Origin of the sequence: Sinomicrobium weinanense (assembly GCF_018863395.1) — a bacterium.
GTDB classification, from domain to species: domain Bacteria; phylum Bacteroidota; class Bacteroidia; order Flavobacteriales; family Flavobacteriaceae; genus Sinomicrobium; species Sinomicrobium weinanense.
Window position 1 is genome coordinate 1,205,156 of record NZ_JAHKRR010000001.1, and the last position, 24,554, is coordinate 1,229,709.

The 24,554-nt window shown below is 45.8% G+C and carries 21 protein-coding genes; 7 read left to right on the forward strand and 14 right to left on the reverse strand.

Annotated elements, in window-relative coordinates:
- Positions 1–12: 12 nt before the first annotated feature.
- The 3 genes from KN811_RS05210 to KN811_RS05220 are packed head-to-tail and all read right to left on the reverse strand — an operon-like array spanning position 13 to position 2,325.
- On the reverse strand, positions 13–450 hold the full coding sequence (locus KN811_RS05210) for a hypothetical protein (RefSeq protein WP_187967744.1): 438 nt from the start codon (positions 448–450) through the stop codon (positions 13–15).
- Positions 443–1,702: an ABC transporter permease gene (locus tag KN811_RS05215; RefSeq protein ID WP_187967745.1), complete on the reverse strand. Its 1,260-nt coding sequence runs from the start codon at positions 1,700–1,702 to the stop codon at positions 443–445. The genes KN811_RS05210 and KN811_RS05215 overlap by 8 nt, the downstream gene beginning before the upstream one ends.
- Positions 1,699–2,325, reverse strand: a complete 627-nt coding sequence (locus tag KN811_RS05220; protein WP_187967746.1) for an ABC transporter ATP-binding protein — start codon at positions 2,323–2,325, stop codon at positions 1,699–1,701. The genes KN811_RS05215 and KN811_RS05220 overlap by 4 nt, the downstream gene beginning before the upstream one ends.
- A 97-nt stretch (positions 2,326–2,422) precedes the next feature.
- Between KN811_RS05220 and KN811_RS05225 the strand changes: the two genes are divergently transcribed.
- Positions 2,423–2,818: a MerC domain-containing protein gene (locus KN811_RS05225; protein WP_187967747.1), complete on the forward strand. Its 396-nt coding sequence runs from the start codon at positions 2,423–2,425 to the stop codon at positions 2,816–2,818.
- Between the two features lie 108 nt (positions 2,819–2,926).
- On the opposite strand, the gene KN811_RS05230 is transcribed toward KN811_RS05225, so the two are convergent.
- The 4 genes from KN811_RS05230 to msrA form a co-directional block, all read right to left on the reverse strand.
- Complete coding sequence (locus KN811_RS05230; RefSeq protein ID WP_187967748.1) at positions 2,927–3,232, reverse strand: hypothetical protein; 306 nt, start codon at positions 3,230–3,232, stop codon at positions 2,927–2,929.
- A 277-nt stretch (positions 3,233–3,509) separates the two neighbouring features.
- Positions 3,510–4,106 carry a GTP cyclohydrolase I FolE gene (gene folE / locus KN811_RS05235; RefSeq protein ID WP_187967797.1) on the reverse strand — a complete coding sequence of 199 codons (597 nt, stop codon included), beginning with the start codon at positions 4,104–4,106 and terminating at the stop codon, positions 3,510–3,512.
- An 87-nt stretch (positions 4,107–4,193) separates the two neighbouring features.
- The gene (locus KN811_RS05240; RefSeq protein WP_216334689.1) at positions 4,194–4,796 is read right to left on the reverse strand and encodes a DUF4269 domain-containing protein; all 603 of its coding nucleotides are present in this window, start codon (positions 4,794–4,796) and stop codon (positions 4,194–4,196) included.
- 2 nt (positions 4,797–4,798) lie between these two features.
- Positions 4,799–5,347 (reverse strand): peptide-methionine (S)-S-oxide reductase MsrA, encoded by a 549-nt coding sequence (gene msrA, locus KN811_RS05245; RefSeq protein ID WP_187964789.1) that lies wholly within the window; start codon positions 5,345–5,347, stop codon positions 4,799–4,801.
- Positions 5,348–5,505: 158 nt separating this feature from the next.
- Between msrA and KN811_RS05250 the strand changes: the two genes are divergently transcribed.
- Positions 5,506–6,165: an ABC transporter ATP-binding protein gene (locus tag KN811_RS05250; protein ID WP_187964790.1), complete on the forward strand. Its 660-nt coding sequence runs from the start codon at positions 5,506–5,508 to the stop codon at positions 6,163–6,165.
- Between the two features lie 249 nt (positions 6,166–6,414).
- Positions 6,415–7,659, forward strand: coding sequence for a hypothetical protein (locus tag KN811_RS05255; RefSeq protein ID WP_187964791.1), 1,245 nt, complete (start codon positions 6,415–6,417; stop codon positions 7,657–7,659).
- A gap of 54 nt (positions 7,660–7,713) precedes the next feature.
- On the opposite strand, the gene KN811_RS05260 is transcribed toward KN811_RS05255, so the two are convergent.
- The 4 genes from KN811_RS05260 to KN811_RS05275 form a co-directional block, all read right to left on the reverse strand.
- Entirely contained in the window at positions 7,714–9,180 is a 1,467-nt protein-coding gene (locus KN811_RS05260) for an oligosaccharide flippase family protein (protein ID WP_187964792.1), read from the reverse strand.
- 309 nt (positions 9,181–9,489) lie between these two features.
- A complete protein-coding gene (locus KN811_RS05265) occupies positions 9,490–10,668 on the reverse strand; it encodes a glycosyltransferase family 4 protein (RefSeq protein WP_345725270.1) in 1,179 nt (392 codons plus the stop codon).
- A gap of 267 nt (positions 10,669–10,935) precedes the next feature.
- On the reverse strand, positions 10,936–13,353 hold the full coding sequence (locus tag KN811_RS05270; protein WP_187964844.1) for a YfhO family protein: 2,418 nt from the start codon (positions 13,351–13,353) through the stop codon (positions 10,936–10,938).
- 26 nt (positions 13,354–13,379) lie between these two features.
- On the reverse strand, positions 13,380–13,661 hold the full coding sequence (locus tag KN811_RS05275) for a DUF4834 family protein (RefSeq protein ID WP_187964793.1): 282 nt from the start codon (positions 13,659–13,661) through the stop codon (positions 13,380–13,382).
- Positions 13,662–13,932: 271 nt separating this feature from the next.
- Here KN811_RS05275 and KN811_RS05280 point away from each other — a divergent pair, with 271 nt between their 5' ends.
- The gene (locus KN811_RS05280) at positions 13,933–15,003 is read left to right on the forward strand and encodes a transporter (RefSeq protein WP_187964794.1); all 1,071 of its coding nucleotides are present in this window, start codon (positions 13,933–13,935) and stop codon (positions 15,001–15,003) included.
- A complete protein-coding gene (locus KN811_RS05285) occupies positions 15,000–16,130 on the forward strand; it encodes a GTP cyclohydrolase (protein WP_187964795.1) in 1,131 nt (376 codons plus the stop codon). The genes KN811_RS05280 and KN811_RS05285 overlap by 4 nt, the downstream gene beginning before the upstream one ends.
- Positions 16,131–16,545: 415 nt before the next feature.
- Here KN811_RS05285 and KN811_RS05290 read toward each other — a convergent pair whose 3' ends face one another.
- The 3 genes from KN811_RS05290 to KN811_RS05300 all read right to left on the reverse strand — a co-directional run bounded on the left by KN811_RS05290 (position 16,546) and on the right by KN811_RS05300 (position 20,779).
- Positions 16,546–17,532, reverse strand: a complete 987-nt coding sequence (locus KN811_RS05290; RefSeq protein ID WP_187964796.1) for a patatin-like phospholipase family protein — start codon at positions 17,530–17,532, stop codon at positions 16,546–16,548.
- A 171-nt stretch (positions 17,533–17,703) separates the two neighbouring features.
- Positions 17,704–18,600: a patatin-like phospholipase family protein gene (locus tag KN811_RS05295; RefSeq protein ID WP_187964797.1), complete on the reverse strand. Its 897-nt coding sequence runs from the start codon at positions 18,598–18,600 to the stop codon at positions 17,704–17,706.
- Positions 18,601–18,667: 67 nt separating this feature from the next.
- Entirely contained in the window at positions 18,668–20,779 is a 2,112-nt protein-coding gene (locus KN811_RS05300; protein WP_187964798.1) for a M1 family metallopeptidase, read from the reverse strand.
- A 198-nt stretch (positions 20,780–20,977) separates the two neighbouring features.
- On the opposite strand from KN811_RS05300, the gene recG reads away from it, so the two are divergent.
- Positions 20,978–23,083, forward strand: a complete 2,106-nt coding sequence (gene recG / locus KN811_RS05305) for an ATP-dependent DNA helicase RecG (RefSeq protein WP_187964799.1) — start codon at positions 20,978–20,980, stop codon at positions 23,081–23,083.
- Positions 23,084–23,379: 296 nt separating this feature from the next.
- Positions 23,380–24,546 (forward strand): hypothetical protein, encoded by a 1,167-nt coding sequence (locus KN811_RS05310; protein WP_187964800.1) that lies wholly within the window; start codon positions 23,380–23,382, stop codon positions 24,544–24,546.
- Positions 24,547–24,554 lie beyond the last annotated feature (8 nt).

Sequence of the window (24,554 nt, forward strand, 5' to 3'; positions counted from 1 at the left end):
CGGAACACTTCGTTACAAAGCGAACCCACTGGCCCCCGTTAGGATGTAATTACAATGATTGATATCATCGGCATTCAGTTTCAGCTTGCCGGTTATGGTCACCACTTCGTCCGTTTTAAAGGAAGGCTTTTCTTTAAACTTGATCTCCAGCACCGATTCGGGTCCGCCTCCACCGCAGAAAAAGCAGGAAGCCATCGGGTTCTGGGAAAGCATGTAGACTCCGTCTTCCGGAGAAAGGCTTAAAAAATATCCCGTAATAGAGATCTCTTCCCCTTCCAGTTCCTTTACACTTTTGCCAAAATCGGGGACCAGGAAATAATCGTCCGAGCTTTTAAAATACTTGGATTCAAAGGAAACATCCGACAGGTCTTGCCAGGTGACTTCCTGCTGGGCGTGCATACAAAATACTGTCAGTAAAAATATCCCTGTCAAAAAAACATTCTTAATCATCCTTAGCTAAAATTTTAGATACGTTGAGATAAAAAACCGGAACTGCCGCCAGTACAGTGGCAAATATCGTCAATAGTACGGTAAAAATAAACAAAAAAACTTCCTCTTTCATCATCCCCGAACTTCCTATGGTATACCTGTAACTGTCCTCGACATATCCGGATAGTATCCACATTCCGAGCCTGCTGAACAGTATTCCGGCCACAAAACCGGTCACACCGATAAGCAGTCCCTCCACCATTACGGAAAGCAGGAGTTGTAGTCTGGAAGCCCCATAAGTGCGCAACAGGGCCATTTCGTATTTGCGCTCCCGGACGGCCTTGTACAGGTTTACAAAAATGCTGATCCCGGAAACCAGCATAATAACCACGGCTATGAGTGTTATGGCCCTGCTCCCGGCATTCAGAAGATTAAAGAGCCGTTCTACCTCATAGTTGGGCAGGGCGGCCTGCATATTGGTGTTTTCATTGATCATCCTTGGAAGCCGCACCATGGCCATCGGGTTCTTGAACTTCACCAGCATTGAAGTGATCTCCCTGTCCTCTTCCGGGATATCGTGCTCGTGTTCATGCCCGGAATGATCGTGGTCGTGCGCATCACCGTGTTCTTCTGCGCCATCGTGTTCCTCCTCTCCATGTTGATGAACAAGCCACACACTTTCCAGGTTACCAATAATCAATTGGTCGGCCACGGTGTTGCCGGGTTTCAATATGCCCACCACGGTAAAAGGGTGATGGTCATGGGCCTCCGTACTGTTCTCCATCAGGCCGTGCGACCCGGAAAATGTACTGCCCAGGGTTAACCCAAGTTTTTCAGATACAGTGGCGCCGATCACCACCTCGAAAGGTTTCTCCCAGAGCCTTCCTTCTTCCGGTTCGGCACCGTAGAGCTCCAGAAAGCTCTTTTCCGTTCCCAATATCCGGTATCCTTTGTAATTATCGCCATAAGAAACCGGGATGCCTTGTTTTACCAGTGGGTTCCTGGCTATTTTTTCGGCGTCCTTGAGCTTTATGTTACCTGTGGGGACATCGATATGCAACACGGAAGACAATACCAGTTGTAAAGGGCTTCCCTTGGCCCCTATAACCATATCTACCCCCTTGATGTTCCTTTCCAGCTTGCCATCGAGCTGCCTGGTAATCTGTAACATCAATGAAATAAGGCCAATACTGAGCACAAGTAACAAAGTGCTTAGCAAGGTGCTCAACGGGTTGGCCAGGGCATTCTTTATTCCCAGTTTATAGATGTTCATAATCGGATGTTATTGGAAAATTGAGAGGCAATTCTTTGATCGTGGGTAATGACTACCAGGCTGGCATTGGTATGCCCGGCCTGTTCTTTGAGTAATTCGGTCACGGCCATACAGTTTTTATCGTCCAGGCTGGAGGTCGGTTCGTCGGCCAGGATAACATTGGGATTGTTCACCAGGGCTGCGGCTATGGATACTCTTTGTTTCTGCCCTTCACTGAGATTTGCTCCCCTGGCCCCTGCCTTTTCCGCAATATTCAGCCTCTCCAGTATATCCCGGACGCGCAACCTGTCCTGCCCCACCCCGGAAAGGCGCTGAATAAGCAGGAGGTTTTCTTCTACCGTAAGGGCATGTATAAACCGGGCTTTCTGGAATACAATACCAATATGCCTGCCGCGGAATTTATCCAGTTTACGGTGAGAAAGCCGGGTAATATCTGTTTCTCCTATATTTACGGTACCGCTGTCGGGCGTAAGTAAGCCCGCGAGCAGATGAAGAAAGGTGGTCTTCCCTACTCCGGAATCGCCCAGTATGAGCAAATGCCCCTTCTTTTCTATCGCTATATCCGGAAACCGGAATTGTTGTTCTCTGTCATAACCGAAACAGAGTTCTTTTGTCAGTATCATTCCTTCGAATTTTATGCACAAATATACACAATGCTTTTATTAATGCAATTTTGTTGCATTTATATTTTTATTATATATTTGCAACAAAGTAGCATTTATGAAATACAGCAAAACAAATTATCGGTACCTGTACGATTATCTCGGTTTTTCCGCCTCCTTTCTGTGTGCCATACATTGTGCCGTGGTCCCTCTTCTGATCACTTTTTCTGCCCTGGGCAGCCTGGCCTTCCTGGCCAATCCTGCCATAGAATGGACCTTTATCGGTCTCGGTCTTTTTCTGGCCTTGTTATCCCTGTGGCCTTCGTATAAAAAGTATCACCATAAAAAACGGCCGCTCCTGTGGGCCATATCAGGGTTTGCACTTATTGCCCTCAGCCGCATAGAGGTTCATGAACTCTGGGAAGCTGTCCTTACTCCCCTGGGAGCACTGGGAATTTCTATGGCACATTATATCAACTGGAAATATCTGAAGCAATGCAGACATAAACACTGAGCCCCGTACCCATACTTTTTCTCATAACTATATAAATAGCCCTGTATCCGTTCCTCTGACCGGATACAGGGCCGGGGCTTGGTTATATGCATTTTAACTGTTGAAGGATCAGGGATTATTTTCTTCGACTTCAACTACCCTTTTCTTTTCAAAGACATAGACATAAAACCAGGTCAATGTAAATGTAGGGATCACATCCAGGCCGGGGGCCAGTTCTTCTATCAGGGACACTACGGCTGCCACTTTACCTGTTTGTCCCTTATACATCCGGGAAATGAGCCATGCCGAGGCCGGAGCCCATAATACGTCGACAAATTCTCCATAGCCGGGGACTATATAGGAAACATAGCCTATCGCATCGAACAATAGCCCGAACAGGAGTTTTTTATACTTTCCGCTGTTATTTTTTTCCATATCATTCTTCGGAGTTTGCGGGTTGACGGTTGACGGTTGACGGTTGACGGTTGACGGTTGACGGTTGACGGTTGACGGTTGACGGTTGACGGTTGACGGTTGACGGTTGACGGTTGACGGTTGACGGTTGACGGTTGACGGTTGACGGTTAGTCAATATCAGTTATATTTTGTTATTGTCGTTCAGGAGTCTATTTGTTTTTTTAACTTTTTTTCAACACATTCTCATCCTCAATCTACTATCAATCTCCAAATCTCCAAGCAACAACAACCTACATCTACGACAGATCGGACCCTATGAGCCTCAGAAATTCCGTTCTGGTCTCCACGGTTTCAAACACTCCCCGGAATCCTGATGTTGTGGTCACGGAATTTTGCTTTTGGATGCCCCGCATCATCATACACATATGTGAGGCTTCGATCACCACAGCAACTCCCTGGGGCTTCAGGGTTTCGTTGATACATTCCAGAATATCGTGTGTCAGGCGTTCCTGTACCTGCAAACGCCGGGCAAAGACATCTACCACCCGGGGGATCTTGCTCAGGCCTACGATCTGTCCATCTGGAATATAGGCTACATGGGCTTTGCCGAAAAAAGGCAGCATGTGGTGTTCGCACAGTGAATACAATTCGATATCCTTGACGACCACCATATCGCTATACCCTTCCCTGAACATGGCGCTTTTCAGTATCTTTGCAGGATCCTGGTGATAGCCCTGAGTAAGGAACTGCATGGCCTTAGCCGCCCTTTCGGGAGTTTTCTTCAGGCCTTCCCTCACCGGGTCCTCTCCCAATTCGGAAAGAATGGTTTGATAACTGCTCCTTATCCCGTCAGTTACTTTAACATTGTATTCTTCAAATCTCTTATACCCCATTTTTTGTTGTTTTATAATTAAACCGGTTTAATGTTTTTATCGATGATTTGGTTTTTGGTAATACTATTAATTATCCGAGCGGGCACATCAGATATTGAGTTCTCCCCGATCGCCCCCCGGAACACGTTTAGCTGACTTCAGCGCGCATTTCCTTTTCTTTAGTACTTCCCGGCCGTAAACCAGTAACTCTGCATAGGGATCGGTCTGTATTCCCAGTAACATCCCGAAAGCGGGTTCTGTTTTGTGCCCTTTTCTTTTGAGGTCCAATATTCTCTGCCTGAATATCTTTCCCCGCTCTTGCAACAATGAATCTTCCGCGATCATGTGTATGTATGCGGCCTGTTCACATACGGGAATATCCTGCCCGAAAACCTCGATCTTAAAGCCATCGGCATCAAACCTCGCCAGTACGGTATCCGAACCGGATATTGTCTTGGTTTTCAGCAAAAATCCCGGATAGTTCCCGAAGCAGTCTTTCAGATTCCGGATAAAAGTTTCCTTGTCTTCCCAGTAACATATAATATCCAGGTCACTGTCTTCTATGGCCATATCTAACGGAATGGTCCCCGCCAGAACAGGATCGTAAGCGTTCAGCTGTTTGAGAATACTGTGTTCTGTAAGCACCTGATACGTCTTTTTTTGTATTTCACTACCTGTCTTCAGGTAGGTTATATCTTCAAAATCGATCATTTTTATGCACCTTGCAGCTTGTCATTATACAAATGATGTAGTTTTTGCAGTTTCGGGGCAATGATCACCTGGCAGTAGGGCTGGGTGCTGTTGCGATCGTAATAATCGAGATGATCTTCTTCCGCGGGGTAAAAAGGCCCGGCCTCCGTGACTTCGGTAACAACAGGATCGTTATACACTTTTTCTTTTTCCAGCCATGCTATGAAGTTCAAGGCCTTTTGTTTTTGTTCCTCATCCCTGTAAAACACGGCAGACCGGTATTGTGTTCCCACATCATTTCCCTGGCGGTTCAGTGTAGTGGGATCGTGCGTAGCGAAAAAAACTTCCATCAATTCTTCAAGGCTTATCTCGTCCTGGTTATACGTGACCCTAATCGCCTCGGCATGGCCTGTTCTTCCCGAGCAGACTTCCCGGTAGGCCGGGTTCTTTATATGTCCGCCCGTATAGCCCGGTTCTGTTTTTATCACACCTTTCAGCCGTTTGAATACTGCTTCTGTACACCAAAAGCACCCTCCTGCAAATACTACTTCTGCCGATTTTTCGTTTTCCATAGTTATATTGACTTATTAAAATTAAAGGTAATAATAAAAATTTACTCTGATATTTTCCCAAAACCCCATTTAAAGGTTATTTTTGCCCCTCGACCCCGCTCGGGAACCGGACTTACTTCTTGGTTCCCGAGCGGAGCCAAGGAAGAAAATTACCATTCATGATCAAAGCAGAGAATATCCACAAGCGTTTCGGAGACCTGGAAGTACTCAAGGGAGTAGGTTTACATATTAACAAGGGAGAAGTGGTTTCCATCGTCGGGGCCTCCGGTGCCGGGAAAACCACCCTGCTCCAGATACTGGGCACCCTGGAACGAATGAGTGGTAACGGCAAAGGCCGGCTTCTCATTAACGATGTGAACATAGAGCTGCTCAATCCCAAAAAGCTGGCCCGGTTCCGCAATAAACACATAGGGTTTATCTTCCAGTTCCACCAGTTACTGCCTGAATTTACCGCAGTCGAAAATGTTTGTATCCCGGCCTATATTGCAGGGACATCCCGCAAAGAAGCCGAAAAAAAGGCAAGGGAACTACTGGATTTTCTGGGATTGTCTCACCGGTACGACCATAAACCCAAGGAACTTTCCGGCGGAGAACAACAAAGGGTCGCCGTAGCCAGGGCCCTGATCAATAATCCGGACATCATTTTTGCAGACGAGCCCAGCGGTAACCTCGATTCGGAATCTGCCGAAAACCTGCACCGTCTCTTTTTCAGGTTGCGGGACGAATATCAGCAAACCTTTGTTATCATAACCCACAACGAGGACCTGGCCGATATGGCCGACCGCAAACTGGTTATGGTAGATGGAAACATCGTCTGATCACCATCCCCGGAACTACCATACCTTAAAACTGCCCCCTATTTTATAACAATTCGTAATGATTTATAGGGACTTATGGTCTTGCAAAAGCCCCTCTTCGCATACCTTAAAAAATAACATCCTAAATTACAACAACTTAACCTTATCCTTCCGATCCGAACATCCTTTTTAAAAACTTTGGCACGCTCATTGCAGTTCCTTTAGCGTAGCCGATCAAAAAAAAGATTTTATCAATTAAAAAAGGAAATCATGAAAAGGTTATTAATATTATTTACGGCAACATTATTCAGTTTCAGCTATGTCCGTGCCTCTACGGCAAGTACTGCTGCGGCCAGCACTTATCAGTATAATGATTCGTTCATCTTTGTGGAAAATGGGATCACTTTTTCCGTATTCCCCGACGGACAGTTCGATTTTTATGTCGACAACGGTCCGAATGTAAGTGCCAATATCAATCTCGGAAACGTAAACATCGGTTTTAACTCCGGGTACGATTATAACTCTTATGTACAGTATGACGATTATGGTGCTGTGATCCAGGTGCTCAACACTCCCGTGTTTTACGACTATTACGGTAGGGTTTCCAGGATAGGTTCCATTAACGTATATTACAATGGCGGCAGAGTGATCCGGGTCGGAGGCCTCCATGTTTATTACGACCCTTATGGAGCGTTCAGCCGTTTTACCGGATATATTAACGTCTATAACCGCAGGTATGTGTACAGTCCTTACCACCGTTATTTTATGAGGCCGCACAGGCATTATCGCATTATAGATTACAGGCCTTACAGAAGGTATTATCACCCGGCACGATACAGCTATCACAAGCCTTACAGGCACAATCGCAGAAGGGCATATGCCACGGTGGGAAGAACTTATCACTATAAGGAAAACAACAGAAGGCGATCTGTGTATAACAACGACAGGAGGGTAAAAAGACATAACTACGATTCCTATCGTAAAGAAGTTGCACAAAGAAGTGGTAACAAGAATGCCAGAAGGTCTTCCTATAACACCCGCGGAAATAACAGCCGGGACACCCACGCCAGAAGAAGTGTTGCACCTAATTCCAGGAATGCAGTAAAAAAATCTTCTTCTACGCGTAACAAAAATGTAAGATCGCATACTAATACAAATAGAAACAGGCCCAATGCTGTTCGAAACAGGACTTCAGGAAATCAAAGAGGTACTTACAGCCGGGGGTCCGGACAATACAAAGTAAAGTCAAGGACCGGGCAGAATGCCAGGAGAAGTTCTGCTCCCCGTGTGAATAACAGGTCGAGGAATGTACAATCCAAACGAAGTACTTCCCCCAGGGTAAACAATCGTTCAAGGAGTGTACAACGCAAACAGTCTGCAGCCCCCCGGCAAAAAAGCCAGGTAAGGAGATCCGCCCCGCAAAGGAAACAGGTAAGATCTTCGGCCGGAAAGACAAGAAGTGAAGCAAGAACTTCCCATCGATCTTCTTCCAGAAACGGGAGAGGACGGGGATAAAAATAAGGTTTAGTTAGTTAGTTTTTAGGTTTGAAGATAAAGTCCGCAGTATAATTACCTGCGGGCTTTTTTCTTTAACACCTTTCGTATTGCCTCTACAATATCTTCAGACAGGTGAAATTGATACACCAGAAACAAGTATACTGCACCGATTAGCACGGACTTAAGCCCGATATTCACCAGCGGATAAAAGTCAAAATCCCAAAAACCGAATACCAGTAATACAAAGAGTATGGCCAGGGTAGTTTTCCATGTTTTATCGGTAAACGGATGCATTTTTAATTTAAAATATACAAAGCCGATTTTAGTACTGTTATATACCAGTATGGCCAGGAGCGTGGCAAAAGCGGCTCCGTGAATGCCCCAAACCGGGATAAAGATCATATTGAGCACTACGGTAAGACCGGCAAGGAATACACCAAAAAAGAGGATGATACGATAATAGTCGGAATTGAACAGGATGGAATTGTTATTCCCCATAAGATTTTCAGATAATTTGGCCACGGCAATAAAGAACACCACCGTGATCCCGTCGCTGTAATTCCCGGGTATTACCCGGTACAGCTCCCCGACATTCAATGTGATCCACAGGAATAACAGCCCCCCGATCACGTAAAGGGTCAGGGAACTGCGTTTGTAAAGCAGCCCGAGCTCCTCCCTGAGATTGTTGTTCATCAGTTTTGCCGTCATCGGATAGGTGATCTGGTGCATAGCCCGGGACGGGACTACAATGACCATGGCTATATACACGGCTACATTGTAAAAGGCCACATTATCGATGACTACATACTGCCCGATCATAAACTTGTCGATGTCCAGCAATACTACTGCAATGGACCCTGCGAGAACGATCAGTCCTGAATATTTCCATACCTGGGTTGCATTCACGGGAAAAGCACGGATAAAATGGGGTTTTTGAACCTTCCAGGCATAGATCATCATGAGAAGGGTACGCAAAATATACATCCCCATCAGATAAATAACAAAACGTTCCACACCTATCCAGTTGAAATATACGGCAAAAAGTAGGATCATGACCACCGCCCGGGAAAACACTTCCTTCATAAAATTCCCGAAAGTGGAGCGCATATGCACCTTGACCCAGGCAAAGAATACCTCGAAATAGGCCATAGCGAAGGCCACTCCGTAAATAGCCCAGACATAATCCCTGACCACCGGGTTCTTTTGCGAGAGAAAAGCGGCGATATAATTGTATCCCACTATTCCCAGTAAACCGGCAGGAACAATAACGAACAAAGGCAGCACAAACATCATAAAAACGAATTTCCGCTGCTCCTCCCCTTCTTTATAGAAAGAAAAATACTTAACCATCGTATTGTGCACCCCGAAAGCAAACAAGGGCATCAGTATATTGGCTGTGGAAAGCAGGTATCCCACCAGACCGTAATATTCTTCTGTAAGGAAATTCGTGTAAAGAAAAAGCGTATTGACCGCCCCAAGGGCAAACCCCGAATAGGTACTAACCGTATTTTTTAATGTCTGCCGGGCTACTATTCCCATCGTTTTCTGGGTTTCAGGTTCAAGGTTTAAAGTTTAAGGTTCAAAGTTTTAGCCCCTGGCCCTTCGGTTAAATACTATACTGAGTTTATCGAAGTACTCAGGATAAACCAAAGCCGAAGGGAAGGTTCAAATTAAAGATTTTATTGGGGATTTTATCTCTTTCCATAATTCAATACTATTAATACATGAGCTCATCTTCAATCTACCATCAATCTCATTCAATCTCCTATCAATCATATTAACATAGTATCCGATCGGGCGGGCACATTAAATATTCCACTTCCCCCTATCTCCAAGTCTCCCCGTCTCCTACTTCTCCTCCTCTTTTATAATAGCCGCCAACTTTCCGGCCAGGGACTTCCGGCTGTATTTTTGTATCCCGGTAGGTGATACTTTGAGCTTGTTCCAGAGATATCTTTCATAGCTTTGGTACAATTTGTTTTTTATCGCTTCTTTTTCCGGGTAGGTAAAGGTGGTCCCGCATCCGGTTTCTGCGATGATCTTCGCTACATCCCAACCTTCAGGCCCTATGGCAATGACCGGTCTTTTAGCGGCCATGTATTCGAACAGTTTGCCGGGAATAATACCCCGGGTCTCGGGCTTATCCATCTCGAGAAGCAGCAGGATCCGGGAGGACCTTTGCAACTTTAAGGCTTCTTCGTGAGGCAGGTATCCCAGTAGCTTCATATACTTGTCAAGGCCGTGTTTTTCCAGGCTTTGCAGTACTTCTCCGCTGACCGTGCCGGCAAATTTGAGTATGAGGCTATCTGCAAAGTCCTTGTGTTCCCGTACAAGTTCGGCCAGGGCTTCCCAAAGGGCTTCCGGGTTTCTTTCGGTAAGTAGTGAACCTATATGCGCAATGGTAAATGTTTCATCAGGTTCTGTCTTTTCCACAAACATCGGGTCATAACCATTAGTGATAACTTCCACGAGTTTTGAGGTCTTGGCCCGGAATTCCTCAGCTGTTATATAACTGGTCACTATAAGCCTGTCCGCCGTATTCAATACCTTTTGCTCCAGTTTTCGATGCTTTTTCTGTGATAAGCGGGACAATTTTAATTTTTCGTGATAGCTTATATTGGTCCAGGGATCCCTGAAATCGGCGATCCATCGTATACCGGTCCGTTCCTTTAGCTTCATCCCGATAAGATGTACGCTGTGCGGTGGCCCGGTGGTGATCACCGTATCTATATTTTCCCGGCGAAGGTACCCGGAAAGGTAGCGGACAGAAGGCTTAACCCAGAATTTCCTGGCATCGGGAATAAAGAAGTTGCCCCGTATCCACAACAAGGCCCTTTCTGCAAAAGATTGTTTCTGCTCTGAGATAAGGCCGGAGCTGATCTGCTTTGTTTTCTTCCCGGAAAAAAGGGAAGCCAGCGCATAGGGCTCGAAAATAGGGCGTTTAAGGACAGTTATATCTTTGGGTACCTCTTTTTCAAAACTTTTGTCTACAATAGGATAATGTGGGTTTTCGGGAGCATACACCACAGGTTCAACATCAAATTCGTCCAGGTATTTTACGAACTTGAGCCACCGCTGTACCCCGGGACCGCCCGCGGGAGGCCAGTAATACGTAATGATAAGTACTTTCTTTTTCAGAACAAAAATGGTTTCAGATTACAGGTTTCAAGTTACAGGTTTCCTGAGCCCTTCGGTTAAACTCAGGATAAACTAAAGCCGAAAAGCAGGTCTGGAAGTTGATAAATACCGGAGGAAGCACACCTAACTTACACTACTTCTCCTCATCTCACTTTCTCACCCTCTCACTTTCTCACCTCTTTTCTTCCCTAAAAAAATCCCTCCTAAGAGCAACAGTCCCAAAATTATATTCCCGGCAAGGGCAATGGTACTTCCCTTCTCCACTACTTCAGGTTTAAACCTGAATTCGATAGTGTGTTTCCCTGCCGGAACCTGCATACCCCTCAGGGTATAATTTACCCGGAAGAACGGAACTTCCTTCCCGTCAATCATCGCTTTCCAGCCGTGGGGATAGTACATTTCAGAAAATACGGCCAGGCCGTCATTGGGATTGTCCGAGACATATTTCAGGAAATTCGGTTTATACTCCACAAGTGATATCGAAGCTCCGGGGCTCAGGTCATATACAGCATTGCCTCCTTTAAATTTACTGTGGTCAAAAACCGCTTCATTTTTGATATTAAGGCTGTCCAGCGCATTCATTTCCGCGTCGGCATTGTTCACCGGAGTGAGTTTTTTGACGAACCAGGCGTTTCCGGCGGCATCCGGGTTTCTGGCCGGGTATAGCTTACCTTCGTTATCTTTTTGGATGATGTATTTTACATTGAGCATATTCAATACCTCCATATTGTTCCTGACCACCTGGTACTGGAACAGTTCCTGTAATTTTCCGGGCTTTGCCGCATGATACCCGCCTACGGAGTGGTGAAAATAAGATGCCCTGGAACCATTAAGCCCCTGGGACGGCTCGTAAACCCTGTAATAAGTGGTATCCTTTAATATCTCTTTATCCACCGGGGTTGCCTGGAAAGGAACGTCCATGGCCTTGGCCTGGACAAAATCGTCCTTATTCACATAGCGTTTAGCCACACCTCCGAGATCAAACAAAACAAGAGCAGTAAAACCTGCAACGGCATACATATATTTTAAACGGCCTTTCAGGTAAAACCAGAGTACTCCGGCCGACAAGGCAATAAATATCAGTGTACGCAAAAGGTCACTGCCATACATGGCCTTGCGATCGGCCCGGATCATATCTACGATCTCATTGCCGTAATATTGCCTGATCATTTCGTCTCTATCCCCGATAAAATCAAAAGTCCCACGTCCGAGAAAAAGCAATACCACGACTCCCAAAGTGATGATCGCCGTCCATTTCAGAGCCCGTTCTTTTTGCGCTTCGGGTACAGAAGTGTCCAGGAACCTGGCCAGTCCGAGGATGGCCAGAACAGGGATGCACAGTTCCAGGATCACTTGTATGGAAGAGACCGCCCTGAACTTGTTGTACATCGGGAAATAATCGATCATCAGGTCGGTCAGTAAACTGAAATTCTTGCCCCAGGAAAGCAACAGGGACAACAACACTCCGGCCAGAAGCCATCTTTTGGCTTTTCCTTTCACCAGGAACAGGGCCATCACAAACAGGAACAGGATCACTGCACCTATGTAAGCCGGTCCGGCCACACCGGGTTGTTTTCCCCAATACGACGGAAGGCTCTCTGCAAAGTCCAATGCCTGAACCCTGGGCACACCCTGTTTCAGCAAAAAATCATAGGTCTTGGATTTCTCACCCAGATTTTCGTGGTTAGACCCTCCGAAAAGCCTGGGTACAAAAAGGTCCAGCGTTTCCAGGATACCATAACTGTATTGCGTAATGTATTCTTTATCCAGTCCGTCGGTATCTTTTTTAGGTGAACCATCGGGATTTATGGTGAGTTCACTTGTGCCCCGGGTACTCCATGCTGCATACTCTTTTGTAGCCATCAGATTCGTGGCATTCGTAAGTACAGCCAGCACCACCGCTACCACGAGTATTCCGCAGGTCTTCAGAAAACGGGGAATCTCTTTTTCTTTAACGGCTTCTATGGCATAGACTACGCCCATGGCCAGTACCAGTAACATCAGGTAATAGGTCATCTGAATGTGATTGGCACTGATCTCCAGCGCCATACCAAAGGCCGTAAGCAAAAAACCGGTAATATATTTTTGCCGGAAGGCCAGCAATATTCCTGCTAATATTATGGGAAAATAACCTATGGCATGTGCCTTGGCATTGTGCCCCACCCCGATGATGATGATGAGGTAGGTAGAAAAACCAAAGGCCAATGCTCCCAGAAATGCCAGTTTATAATCTATTTTCAGAACCAGGAGTAATATATAAAACCCTATAAAATAGAGAAACAGATAATCCGCAGGCCGGGGTAAAAAACGGATAATCCTGTCCAGCTTTTTTATGTAATCATGCGGGTAATTGGCGCCCAGCTGATATGTTGGCATTCCTCCGAAGGCACTGTTGGTCCAGTAGGGTTCCTCTCCTGTTTTTTTGATAAAGTCCCGCTGTTCCTTGGCCATACCATTGAACCAAACGATATCGCTTTGAAAGATCTTTTTCCCTTGCAGTACGGGAGTAAAATATCCCACGGAAATAACGATAAACACCAGAACTATGATAGCATGAGGCAGTAGTTTTTTTATCTGCATGAAAGAGAATTTGGTTTCGGTTAGTCAATTTCTTCAAAATCTATGTATTCCCCTATTTTTTTTCCGGATTTTGAAGTTTTCCGTTTTCTTAGACTTTCGGGTGGGGTATCGATCACTACTTCACCTTCCTTATTCATTTGCTGTTTTCTGTTACCCTGTGTGTACTTCCCCTGCTGACCCTGGTATTTTTCCTGTGCTTTTCGGGATGCATACCGAAGCAGGTAAGGCCCGAATATCCTTGCAAGGAACTTAAAGAGGTAATAAAAAATAATGATAAACGCTATGGTTCTCAGTAACTGCATGCAACTTCAATATTTATTCTAACGTCAAAAATACAATTCTCTTGCCTTAAAATGGCCTGCAATTTCATAAAAAAATAATAAAATCCCGGGATTTATGATTTCAATCGGGGCCTCACAAGCCGTAAATCGCAAATCTAAAATCGTAACCCGTAAACCGCGTGTAACTCAAAAAATCTATATATTTGGCAAATATAGGAGCAGGTCGTACGTTATAATTTTTAAAATGGCATCCGTCCGAAATGCCGGAAACACTAACTCCTGATTCGCAATTATGAAACACATTCACTGCAAACTGCTCATCCTGATATTGATCGGAAGTCATCCGTTATACGCTCAATATACAGATATCATCAACTCCAACCGTCCCGGAAGGTCTGTGAGCGCTTATTCGGTAGGCAAAAATGTTTACCAGGCAGAGCTGGGTGGTTTTTACGAAAGGCGCAAACACAATGGCCTGCTCACCGAAAACGACCAGTATGGTGTTGACTTTGCCTTAAGATGGGGAGTTCTCGAGGAAAGCCTGGAAGTCTCCTGGGAAGGTACCTATATCTGGGACCGGACAACCTACAACAATACAGCTTCGCCTTATACCCAGAATCAAAGTAATTTTTACGCGCATTCCCTTGGGGTTAAATACCTCATTTTCGAACCCAAAAAAAGGGAGGCCAACCTGTATAGCTGGAGGGATGACCACACGGCCTTTCACCTGAAAGACCTCATTCCTTCCATATCTGCATATCTCGGCACGGACCTGCTCTTTGGCGGCAATCCTTTTTACCCGGGAGAGTCCGGCCTTGCTATGAAGGCTATGATCATCACTCAAAGCCATTTTGCCGGCCGATGGGTGCTCAACACCAATATAATGTTCGACCGGGTTGGCTGGGAAGACCCTATGTTCAGTTATATCCTCACTCTTACACATTCACTGAGAGATGCCCGGTATTCCGTCTTTGCAGAACACCAGGGCTATAAGAGCGACGCTTATAGCGATGGAGTCTTTCGGCTGGGAGCGGCAAGGCTGATAAACAGCAATCTGCAGGTCGACGCCTCGGCAGGGATAAACATAAAGGACACCCCATCCCGCTTGTTTGCCGGCCTGGGGGTTTCGTACCGCCTCGATTATCACATCAATGAGCTCGTACCCCTCCCCATTGAAGAAGAAGAAACCAAAGAAGGCCTGGAACAAGAACAGGAAGACCCGGAAAAACTGGAAGAGCTGGAAGAATTTGACCATAAAGCGGGGAAAAAGGTCCGAAAACGAAAAAAGAAAGACCGAAAGAAAAACAAAAAGAAAAGGCGCAGAAAGAAGAAAAACCCGTTCGATATAGACAACACCCTATGATTACCGTAAAAGAAGTAAAGCACCCCAGAGAAATAAAGGCTTTCGTAAAATTCCCTTTTAAACTCTATAAAGGGTCACCATACTGGGTACCCCCGATCATCAAGGAGGAAATCGCAGTTTTTGACAAGGACAAAAATCCTGCATTCGAAAATGCCGATGCCAGGCTTTTTCTGGCCTATAAGAATGGAGAGATCGCAGGGCGCATTGCTGTTATTATTAACCGGATCGAGATCGAAGAACAGCAAAAGAAAAAGGTGCGCTTCGGATGGTTTGATGTTATTGATGAAATCGAAGTCACCAAAGCCCTGCTCGACAAGGTTACGGAAATTGGCCGGGACCACGGACTGGAATACATGGAAGGCCCTGTCGGCTTTTCTCAAATGGACAAGGCGGGTATGCTGGTCAGGGGTTTTGACAAGCTCAGTAACATGACAACCATATATAACTATCCCTACTACCCGGAACATTTCAAAGCGCTCGGTTTCGAGGAAGGCGCCGCCTGGCTGGAATACCTCATACGTATACCGGACGAGATCCCGCAAAAGATAGACAAGTTTTCCGATGTCATCCTCCGCCGGTACAAACTGAGGGTGCTCCGCTTTAAATCCTCCAAAGAACTGGTAGCTTACGCAGACGATATGTTCGACCTGATGAACCGGTCTTTCAAGGACCTGCAATCATTTGTTCCCATACAAAAAGCACAGATAGAGCAGTACAAGCAAAAATACCTGAAGTTCATCCACCCCGATTTCATAAAGTTCATTGTGGATGAAAACGACAAAATGGTGGCATTTTCCATTACCATGCCTTCCTTTTCCAGGGCATTACAAAAGGCCAACGGCAAACTTTTTCCCTTCGGTTTCCTACATATACTTCGCGCCCAGAAAACGAACGATTCCGCCTCTTTATACCTTATCGGGATCGACCCTAAATACCAGAACAAGGGTCTTACGGCCATTATTTTTAAAGAAACCAACCGCCTGTTCCAGCGACGCGGTATGAGGTATGTGGAATCCAATCCCGAACTCGAGGAAAACACTGCCGCCCATCTGCTCTGGAAATATTACGACGACAACGAGCAGCACAAACGAAGGGTGACCTGGGTAAAGCAACTGCACGATATGTAGTAGCGGAAGGCGGTTAACAAAGAAGTGATTTAAATTTTTTAGAAATATATAAGGCTCCTCCCTTGTGATGAAGGGAGGTGTCAGGCGTATAGCCTGACGGAGGGTTAGAAAGCTCAAACCATTAGTAAAGCGCAAACGTTTGGGATTACTCCCTAAGGTTTAGGCGGGGTCAAACTCCCCGACCCACTGAAGTGGCCCACCCCTATTCATCTGAAGAGGGGAGCCCTTATTTTAAACTTCAAAAGTTCATTTTCATTTCAAATTAAAGTAATCCGAAAAGTTTTTCTAATCGTTATGCTGAACCCCTATGTATTGGGACAGGCTTTGTTTCAGGTTCTCATAACGATCGTCCTATCAACGTGATGGGATGCTGGAACAAGTTCAGCATGGCGTAGTTATGGCTTTACGGATCGGTTTAATTGTCCGATATTTTTTTTCTGTCCGGAGAATATCCCGTTTTTTCCGGCCGGGGTGTTCCGTTTATGGGCTGCCCTTCGTTTTCAGCAGCCTGTTCGGCGAGTTTTTCCTGTTTTTCAAGGGCGTAAGCATAGCCTTGCTCCCACCAGGAAGCCATGAGTTTCTTATTGAACACCAGGGAATTTTCGGTGAGTTTGGTAGGCGTGTAATATAAATTGAGCTTTACATTTTTATTGATGGCCGACAGCTTTCCTTCCACAATATCGTGAAATTCCACCTGGTCCAGTAAAAAGCCGAAGAGGTTTACCATCAGTGAAAAGGGATTTTTTCCCAGCACCTTGTTATATTCCATATTCTCGGCCTCTAGGATAATGGCATCTACTTCCGTGGCACCTCTTTTTATGGCCTCCCTAATAGGCACCACACAACCCAGTCCGCCATCGGCATACTCAAAGCCTTCTTTTTTGGTCAGGGACATAAAAGGTACGTAATTGCAGGAGATCCATATCCAGTCGCAAAAATCGGCATAGTCGAAATCGTGGATAGACTTGTATTCTACCCGGTTCTTGGAAAGATTAGACACGGTAACGATCACCTCTTTTCCCTGTTCTTTTAACCTGTGAAATTCTTCCGGGGTAAAATTTCTTTTAATGTTACGCCTCAGGTTCTTGCTTTCACCAAAGGTCCGTTTTCCTTTGACAAGCTGCCATATCACATTGAGATAATTGATGGTCACATATTCCCGGCCTTCCTTTTTTCTTACGAGAAAAGGATTGTTACTGAATATTTTCCGCTGGTTAACGGAGGTGTAAATATCGTATATCTTGGGAATATCATTGGCAGCCAGGTGAGGTATAAGCAGGCTTCCGGTAGAAGTTCCCACGAACATGTCGTACTGCTTTTTGCGCTCTTCTATCAGATATTGAGCCACTCCCCCGGCAAAAGCACCTTTGCTTCCTCCTCCCGATATGACTAAGGCTTTCATATTTACGATTTACGATTTATGATTTACGATTTTAGAATTTTTGATTAAGCTAAAGAATTCGTTTAACATTCACAGTTAACAGTTCAGCATTCGTAAATCCGGTTCCCGGGCGACGGTTCCTGAGCCCTTCGGTAAACTCAGGATAAACCGGAGTCGAAGAGGGCCGAGGGATCAGATCTCCGAAGACCCCTGGTTTTTCATCTTGGCAAAATCATACCCGTTCTTCCACCACTTGGTCATTTTCTCCTTGTTAAAGATAAGGGAATTTGTGGTTAAAACGGTCGGGGTATAATAAAAATTGATAATGGCTCCCTGATGCGAGGCTACATACTTTCCTATTTTGATATTCTGGTGTTCTATCCTGTCGAGCATAAACCGGAACATATTGGTCAGCAGGTCAAAGGCGTTCCGGGAAGGCATCCGGTTCATATAGGTTACTTCGGTATGAAGGATTATAGTGTCGATCTCTTTAGCTCCCCTCCTTATCGCTTCTTCAATTGGCACCATTGTACTCAGCCCCCCGTCTGCATATTCGCAGCCATTTTTACGTACCAGGGTCATAAACGGGGTGTAATTGCACGATATCCATATCCATTCGCAAAACTCGTCATAATCGAAATCATTGATGGATTTGTATTCCACCTGGTTCAACGACAGGTTAGATACGGTAACTATAATATCTTTGGTCTGTTCTTTTAAGGTATGGAACTCTTCGGGAGTAAGGGTTTCCCGGATCAGTTTCTTCAGGTTATAGCTTTCCCCGAAAGTCTTGCTCCCCTTTAAAAAGCTGCGCAATACGGTAAAGTGATTGATCGCTATCTGCTGCGCACCGTACTTCTCTTTTATCGTAAACGGGCAATGACTAAAGATCTTGTCCTGGGTTACCGAGGTATATACGTTTTTTATCTTTTCCACTTTTTTCAACGCCAGGTGCGACACCAGCAGGCTTCCCGTGGAAGTCCCGAGATATAACTGATAATCTTTCCGCAGCCCTTCGATGAGAAATTGTGCTACACCACCGGCAAAAGCCCCTTTACTCCCTCCCCCGGATATGACTAGAGCCTTCATATTTATGGTTTATGGTTCAAAGTTTAAAGTTCAAGGTTTGAGCAGTTCAAGGAGGGGGTGTCCTCCTTCAATCTCTATCAATTTGCTCCACCGCCATGACCCCTTCCAAAAACGCTTTTTCCTTCTCCCCGAATTTAGGCATTAATTCCCGTACCTCACGGGTGTATTCTTCGCTTTTTAAAAGGCTTTTCAACATGTTCCTGGAATCCCGGGCAAAACCCCAGGTATGGTGCACGCAGGCCCGGATCAGGTTTTTAAGCACTTCACCATGAAGCAATCCCATCTGGTACAGCATACCAAAGGCATTCTGCCTCACTTCATAGGCATACCGGGGAGAGGTGTAGCCCTCCAGCTCTTCTTTCCACCTGTTTTTAGCCCGGAAAACATCGGTTTCTGTTCCGGTCGGATAAGCGGGTGCGGACATGGCCAGAGCCAGCCACAGCATACGGATGTTCTTTCGTGCAAATCCCGCTATATTTTTCGTTTTTTCCAGGTAGGCCGGGGCATTTTCCGGAAAGTTCACCCATAGTTTTATCAGGGCATTTTCCGCGGTTATATAGCTGCGGTCTGCCAGCAGGGACTCAAATGCCGTTTTCAGTTCCTGCGGAATGGTATCGATACTCAGGGCCAGGGCCTGGCGCGTTTTAAGGTCCCCGGAACGGAACCATTTTCTGTTCCATTCCACATCTACGGTGTCGGCATTTTTCTGAAAGACGATCTCCTGCTTTACGGGATAATAAATATCGGAATGCAACAACTTTTCCCGTTCTTTCTGAGTGATCTCCCCATCTTTCAAAGCCATATAAGTACGGATAAAATTACTTTTTTTCAGGGAAGCCAGCGCTTCTTCGGCCGGGAAAACGGTATCCCGGAGCCACCGGTCCGTAAAAGCGGACAGGTCTTTTCCGCTTGCGAATTCCATTTCTTTCATTAGCTCCGATGTCACAGCGTTACCAAACTTGTATTTTTCGAGATACTGCCGTACACCTTTCCGGAAAGCACTGTCCCCTATTTTATCCCTTAATATATACAATACGAAAGCTCCTTTTTCGTAAAAAGTGAGGCTGCCGGCTTTCGGGTTGAGCACCGCTTCTCCTTCCCCGTCTTTAGACCATTCTATAAGCGTCTGGGCGGACCGGTACAATTTCCAGTAATAGTGATCTTCCCCAAAAACTGCTTTTTCGGCCAACAACGCGTAATAGGTGGCAAATCCTTCCTGAAGCCAGTGATGTTCACCACTCCGGGCTGTTACCATATTACCGAACCACTGGTGGGCCAGTTCATGAGCGTTCACATTGAGGTAGTTCATATCGTTATATCCTATGGAATCTACCATAAAATGGTCAGAAAACAGGGTAAGTGTGGTATTCTCCATACCCGCATGCAAAAAATCGCGTACCGGGGCCTGCTTGTATACCTGCCAGGGAAAAGGCATCCCTATTTCTTTTTCCAGCACATCAAAGATCTTTTTGGTATAACGGTATGTCGGTTCTGATCTCGCCTTGTCTTCAGGATAATAATACATGTCTACCGGAACACCACTTTCAGAAAAATCCCGGATCATATCATATTCCCCTATGGCCAAGGCAAGCAGATAACTGCTCATAGGATGCTGCATATCATAGCTCCACACATTTAAACTGTCATTTTCAATAATGTTATTTAACTTCCCATTAACCAACACTTTGAAGTTTTTATCAAAATGAACAGTGAGATCAAATTCCACTTTTTCGTTGACATCGTCAAAAGACGGGAGCCAGTTACTGGTATATCTTCCCTGCCCTTGTGTCCATACCTGTTTTTTGGCACCTTCCGTTTCCCATCCAGGAAAATACATTGCCTTTTCGGGGGCTGCCCTGTATGTAAATGTCAGCTTGTTCTGTTCAGAAGGTTTAAAATGCCCCGTGATCCACAGTTTGGTACCATCATTGTAAAACCCTGTTTTTTTGCCGTTCAGCATCACCCTGTCAAACTTCATATTACGGGCATCTATATAAAGGGAATCCGCCGGACGGAGGACATCAAAAAAATAAGCCACCTTTCCGGAAACTTCTTTTTTATAAGGATCTATGCTTATATCGGCTTCTGCCCGGGTAAAATCGGCCGTCTTCATTTGCTGTGCGCAGGCCGGCAGGATGTAATATCCGCAAATCAGGAAGTACAGTAACTGTTTTTTCATCTTCAAAAATTCGGTAAGCGATCTCCTAAAATACATATTCGGTGTAAATCAGGAAATATTTCTGGAAGAATTAACGATATTTGGTTGGAAATTTCGGGTTGCCGGTTGCTGGTTACAGGTTGCATGTTTAAAACTTTCAACCTGTAACCTGTAACTTGAACCTTGAACTTTAGATGCTGATTAATTATCTTCGCCCTCATGAACTCTAACCTGTTACAAACTCCTATCGATTACCTCAAAGGCGTAGGGCCCAATCGGGCCGACCTGCTTCGCAAGGAGCTGGGAATACACACGTACCAGGACCTTATCAACCTGTTTCCGAACAGGTATATAGACCGGACCCGGTATTACAAGATCAGGGAATTACAGGAGAATATTTCGGAGGTACAGGTAATCGGCAGGATCGTGCACCTGAAAACCGTACAACAAAAACGGGGGAAACGCCTGGTAGCTACTTTTGTAGACGATACGGGAGAAATGGAACTGGTGTGGTTTCGCGGGCATAAATGGATACGGGAAAGCATTAAGATCAACGTACCCTACGTCATTTTCGGCCGCTGCAACCGTATAGGGCATCTCTTTTCCATGCCCCACCCGGAAATGGAACTCCTCGCCGACCATGAACGCAGCCTGCGCACAGCCATGCAACCGGTATATCCTTCTACGGAAAAGCTCGGCAATAAAGGTATCACCAACAGGGTGATCAACAAGCTGATGCAGCAACTCTTTACGGAAACGGGCGGAAAGTTCACAGAAACCTTGTCCCAGCCCCTTCTCAGTGAACTGAGCCTCATTTCAAAACCGGTTGCCCTCTTTAATATCCACTTCCCGAAAAGCCAGGAATTACTGGCCAAAGCACAATACAGGTTAAAGTTTGAAGAACTTTTCTACATACAACTGCAACTGCTTATAAAAAACCAGATCAGGAAACAAAAGATCAAAGGATATGTCTTTGACCAGGTGGGCGGACAATTTCTCCGCTTCTACAACGAACTCCTTCCCTTCCCCCTTACCGGGGCGCAGAAAAAAGTGATCAGGGAGATACGGAACGACCTGGGCAGCGGCGCCCAGATGAACCGCCTGCTCCAGGGCGATGTGGGTTCGGGAAAAACCATTGTGGCCCTGATGTCCATGTTGCTCGCCATAGACAACGGTTTTCAGGCCTGTATCATGGCCCCCACCGAGATCCTGGCCACACAACACTACAATGGCATCAAAGAATTAGTTAAGAAACTGGGGGTGAATATACAACTGCTTACAGGTTCAACTAAAACTTCAATAAGAAATGAAATACACGAGCAACTGCAAAACGGGGAATTGCATATCCTTGTAGGCACTCATGCCATACTGGAAGACAAAGTAAAATTCCACAATCTGGGACTGGCCGTTATCGATGAACAACACCGTTTCGGGGTAGCCCAACGAGCCAAGTTATGGCACAAGAACACTACACCCCCCCACGTTCTGGTCATGACCGCCACCCCCATTCCCCGCACCCTGGCCATGAGCCTCTACGGCGACCTGGATATTTCGGTGATCGATGAACTTCCCCCGGGACGAAAACCTGTAAAAACAGTGCACCGTTACGACAGCAACAGGCTAAAAGTCTTCCGCTTTCTGAAAGACGAGATCGCCAAAGGCAGGCAGGTCTATATTGTATACCCATTGATACAGGAGTCCCAAAAAATGGACTACAAAGACCTTATGGATGGTTATACCAGTATAGAAAGGGAATTTCCGAAACCGGATTACCAGGTATCCATAGTACACGGCCAGATGAAACCGGCAGACAAGGATTATGAAATGGACCGTTTTGTCCGGGGGGAAACACAGATCATGGTGGCTACTACTGTTATCGAGGTCGGTGTAAACGTTCCTAATGCCTCGGTAATGATCATAGAAAGCGCCGAAAGGTTCGGCCTGTCGCAACTGCACCAGCTCCGCGGAAGAGTGGGCCGGGGCGCCGAACAAAGTTACTGTGTACTCATGACCGGGCATAAACTCTCCAACGACTCCAAAACACGCCTGGAAACCATGGTACGGACCAACGACGGTTTCGAGATCGCCGAGGTTGACCTGAAACTCCGCGGACCGGGAGACATTATGGGTACCCAGCAAAGTGGTGTACTTCACCTTAAAATAGCGGATATCGTCAAGGATAACCAGATACTGAAAGCGGCACGATACTACGCACAACAATTACTGAAACACGACCCCGCCCTCGCTACGGAAGAGAACGGGGTCATACGGTATACTTACGGCCAGCTGAGCAAGTACAAGAATATCTGGAATTATATTAGCTGAAGTTACCTCAATCCTCTCCCTCCAAAGAAATTCTCTTTCCAGATTTTAAAAAAAATTCGTATATTTAAGTCTCACCTTCCCGCACAATAATTGAGCTGAACGGGAAGCAACTACCTCAAAAAGCAATATTCTGCCGGGCGACCCTTACCTGTTACCGGGTCCCGCTCCGTCTTCTGATTGCGGATTTTCAGGCCCCTTGCCTTTTCGCAATACCTTCATACGGCATAACACCAACAGGCTCCGGACAAAACGGTTTTATTCCCTGTCCGGATAATCAGGAAAAATGAATAAAAAGCATGATTATACGTTTTAGAAAATTACTTCCATTTATCATTTTTCTTCCTGTCTACGGTATATCTCAGGATAAACCCATGGTGAAATTCGGCGGGGCACTCCGTTTTAACTACATCTACTCTTCCTGGAAAAAAGAACAGAAAAAGCAGGGAGGTGATTTTATGTACGATATGTTCCGCATTAATGCTGAGGCTTCCTATAAAGGGATCGCACTCAATGCCGAATACCGCTTGTATTCCGATGAGTTCGGCGGCGGGGTCCTGAAACAGGGATGGCTGGCCTACAAATTCGACGAAAAGAACGAGATCCAGGTAGGGCTCACCCAGGTACCATTCGGGATCCAGCAATACAACTCGCACAACTGGTTCTTCAATATAGGATATTATATAGGCCTCGAAGACGATCACGATATCGGCGTCAAATTCATTCATCAGAAAGAAGAAGGGCTCAATTATCAGTTCGCCTTTTTTAAAAATGCAGAAAGTATCGCTTTCGGAGGTGCTTCAGATGTTTCTCACAGCAGGTATTCCTATGATGTGGCTTCCATGGATGTGGACGGTGACGGCGAGCCTGACTACCGGAACAAAGAGGTGAACCAGTTTAACATAAAACTCAATTACAAGATCGCACGCAACGACTTCAAACACCAGCTTGGCGGTTATGCCCAATATGGCGGGCTCTATAATCTCGATACCGAAGAACTCGGCCATCATTACGGATATGGCCTCTTTTACGAGCTGGATTACAAGGCTTTCAACCTGAAATCTGAAGTTCTGCATTACGCCAAGTCTCCGGAAAATCCGGAAACGGAAAATCCGGATATTTTTGCGATGGCCGCTTATGGTTCGCCCTATCTGGTGGCGGCTAAGGCCAACCTCCTTTCACTGGCGGTGGCCTACACTCTTCCCGTATCCTGGGGGCCCGTGGAATCCCTTCAGTTCTACAATGATTTTGGCTATATCCATAAGATCGAAAAAGAGTTTGCAGACAGTTATATGAATGTCACCGGGATAGGTGTGGCAGCCGGACACCTGTATACATACATCGACTTTGCAGCAGGAAAAAACCACTCCTGGCTGGGCGGTAATTTTAAGGACGATTTTGCCCGCGGAATCCCGGATGCTAAATGGGAAGCACGATTTAACATCAACATAGGATATTATTTCTAATCAGGAAA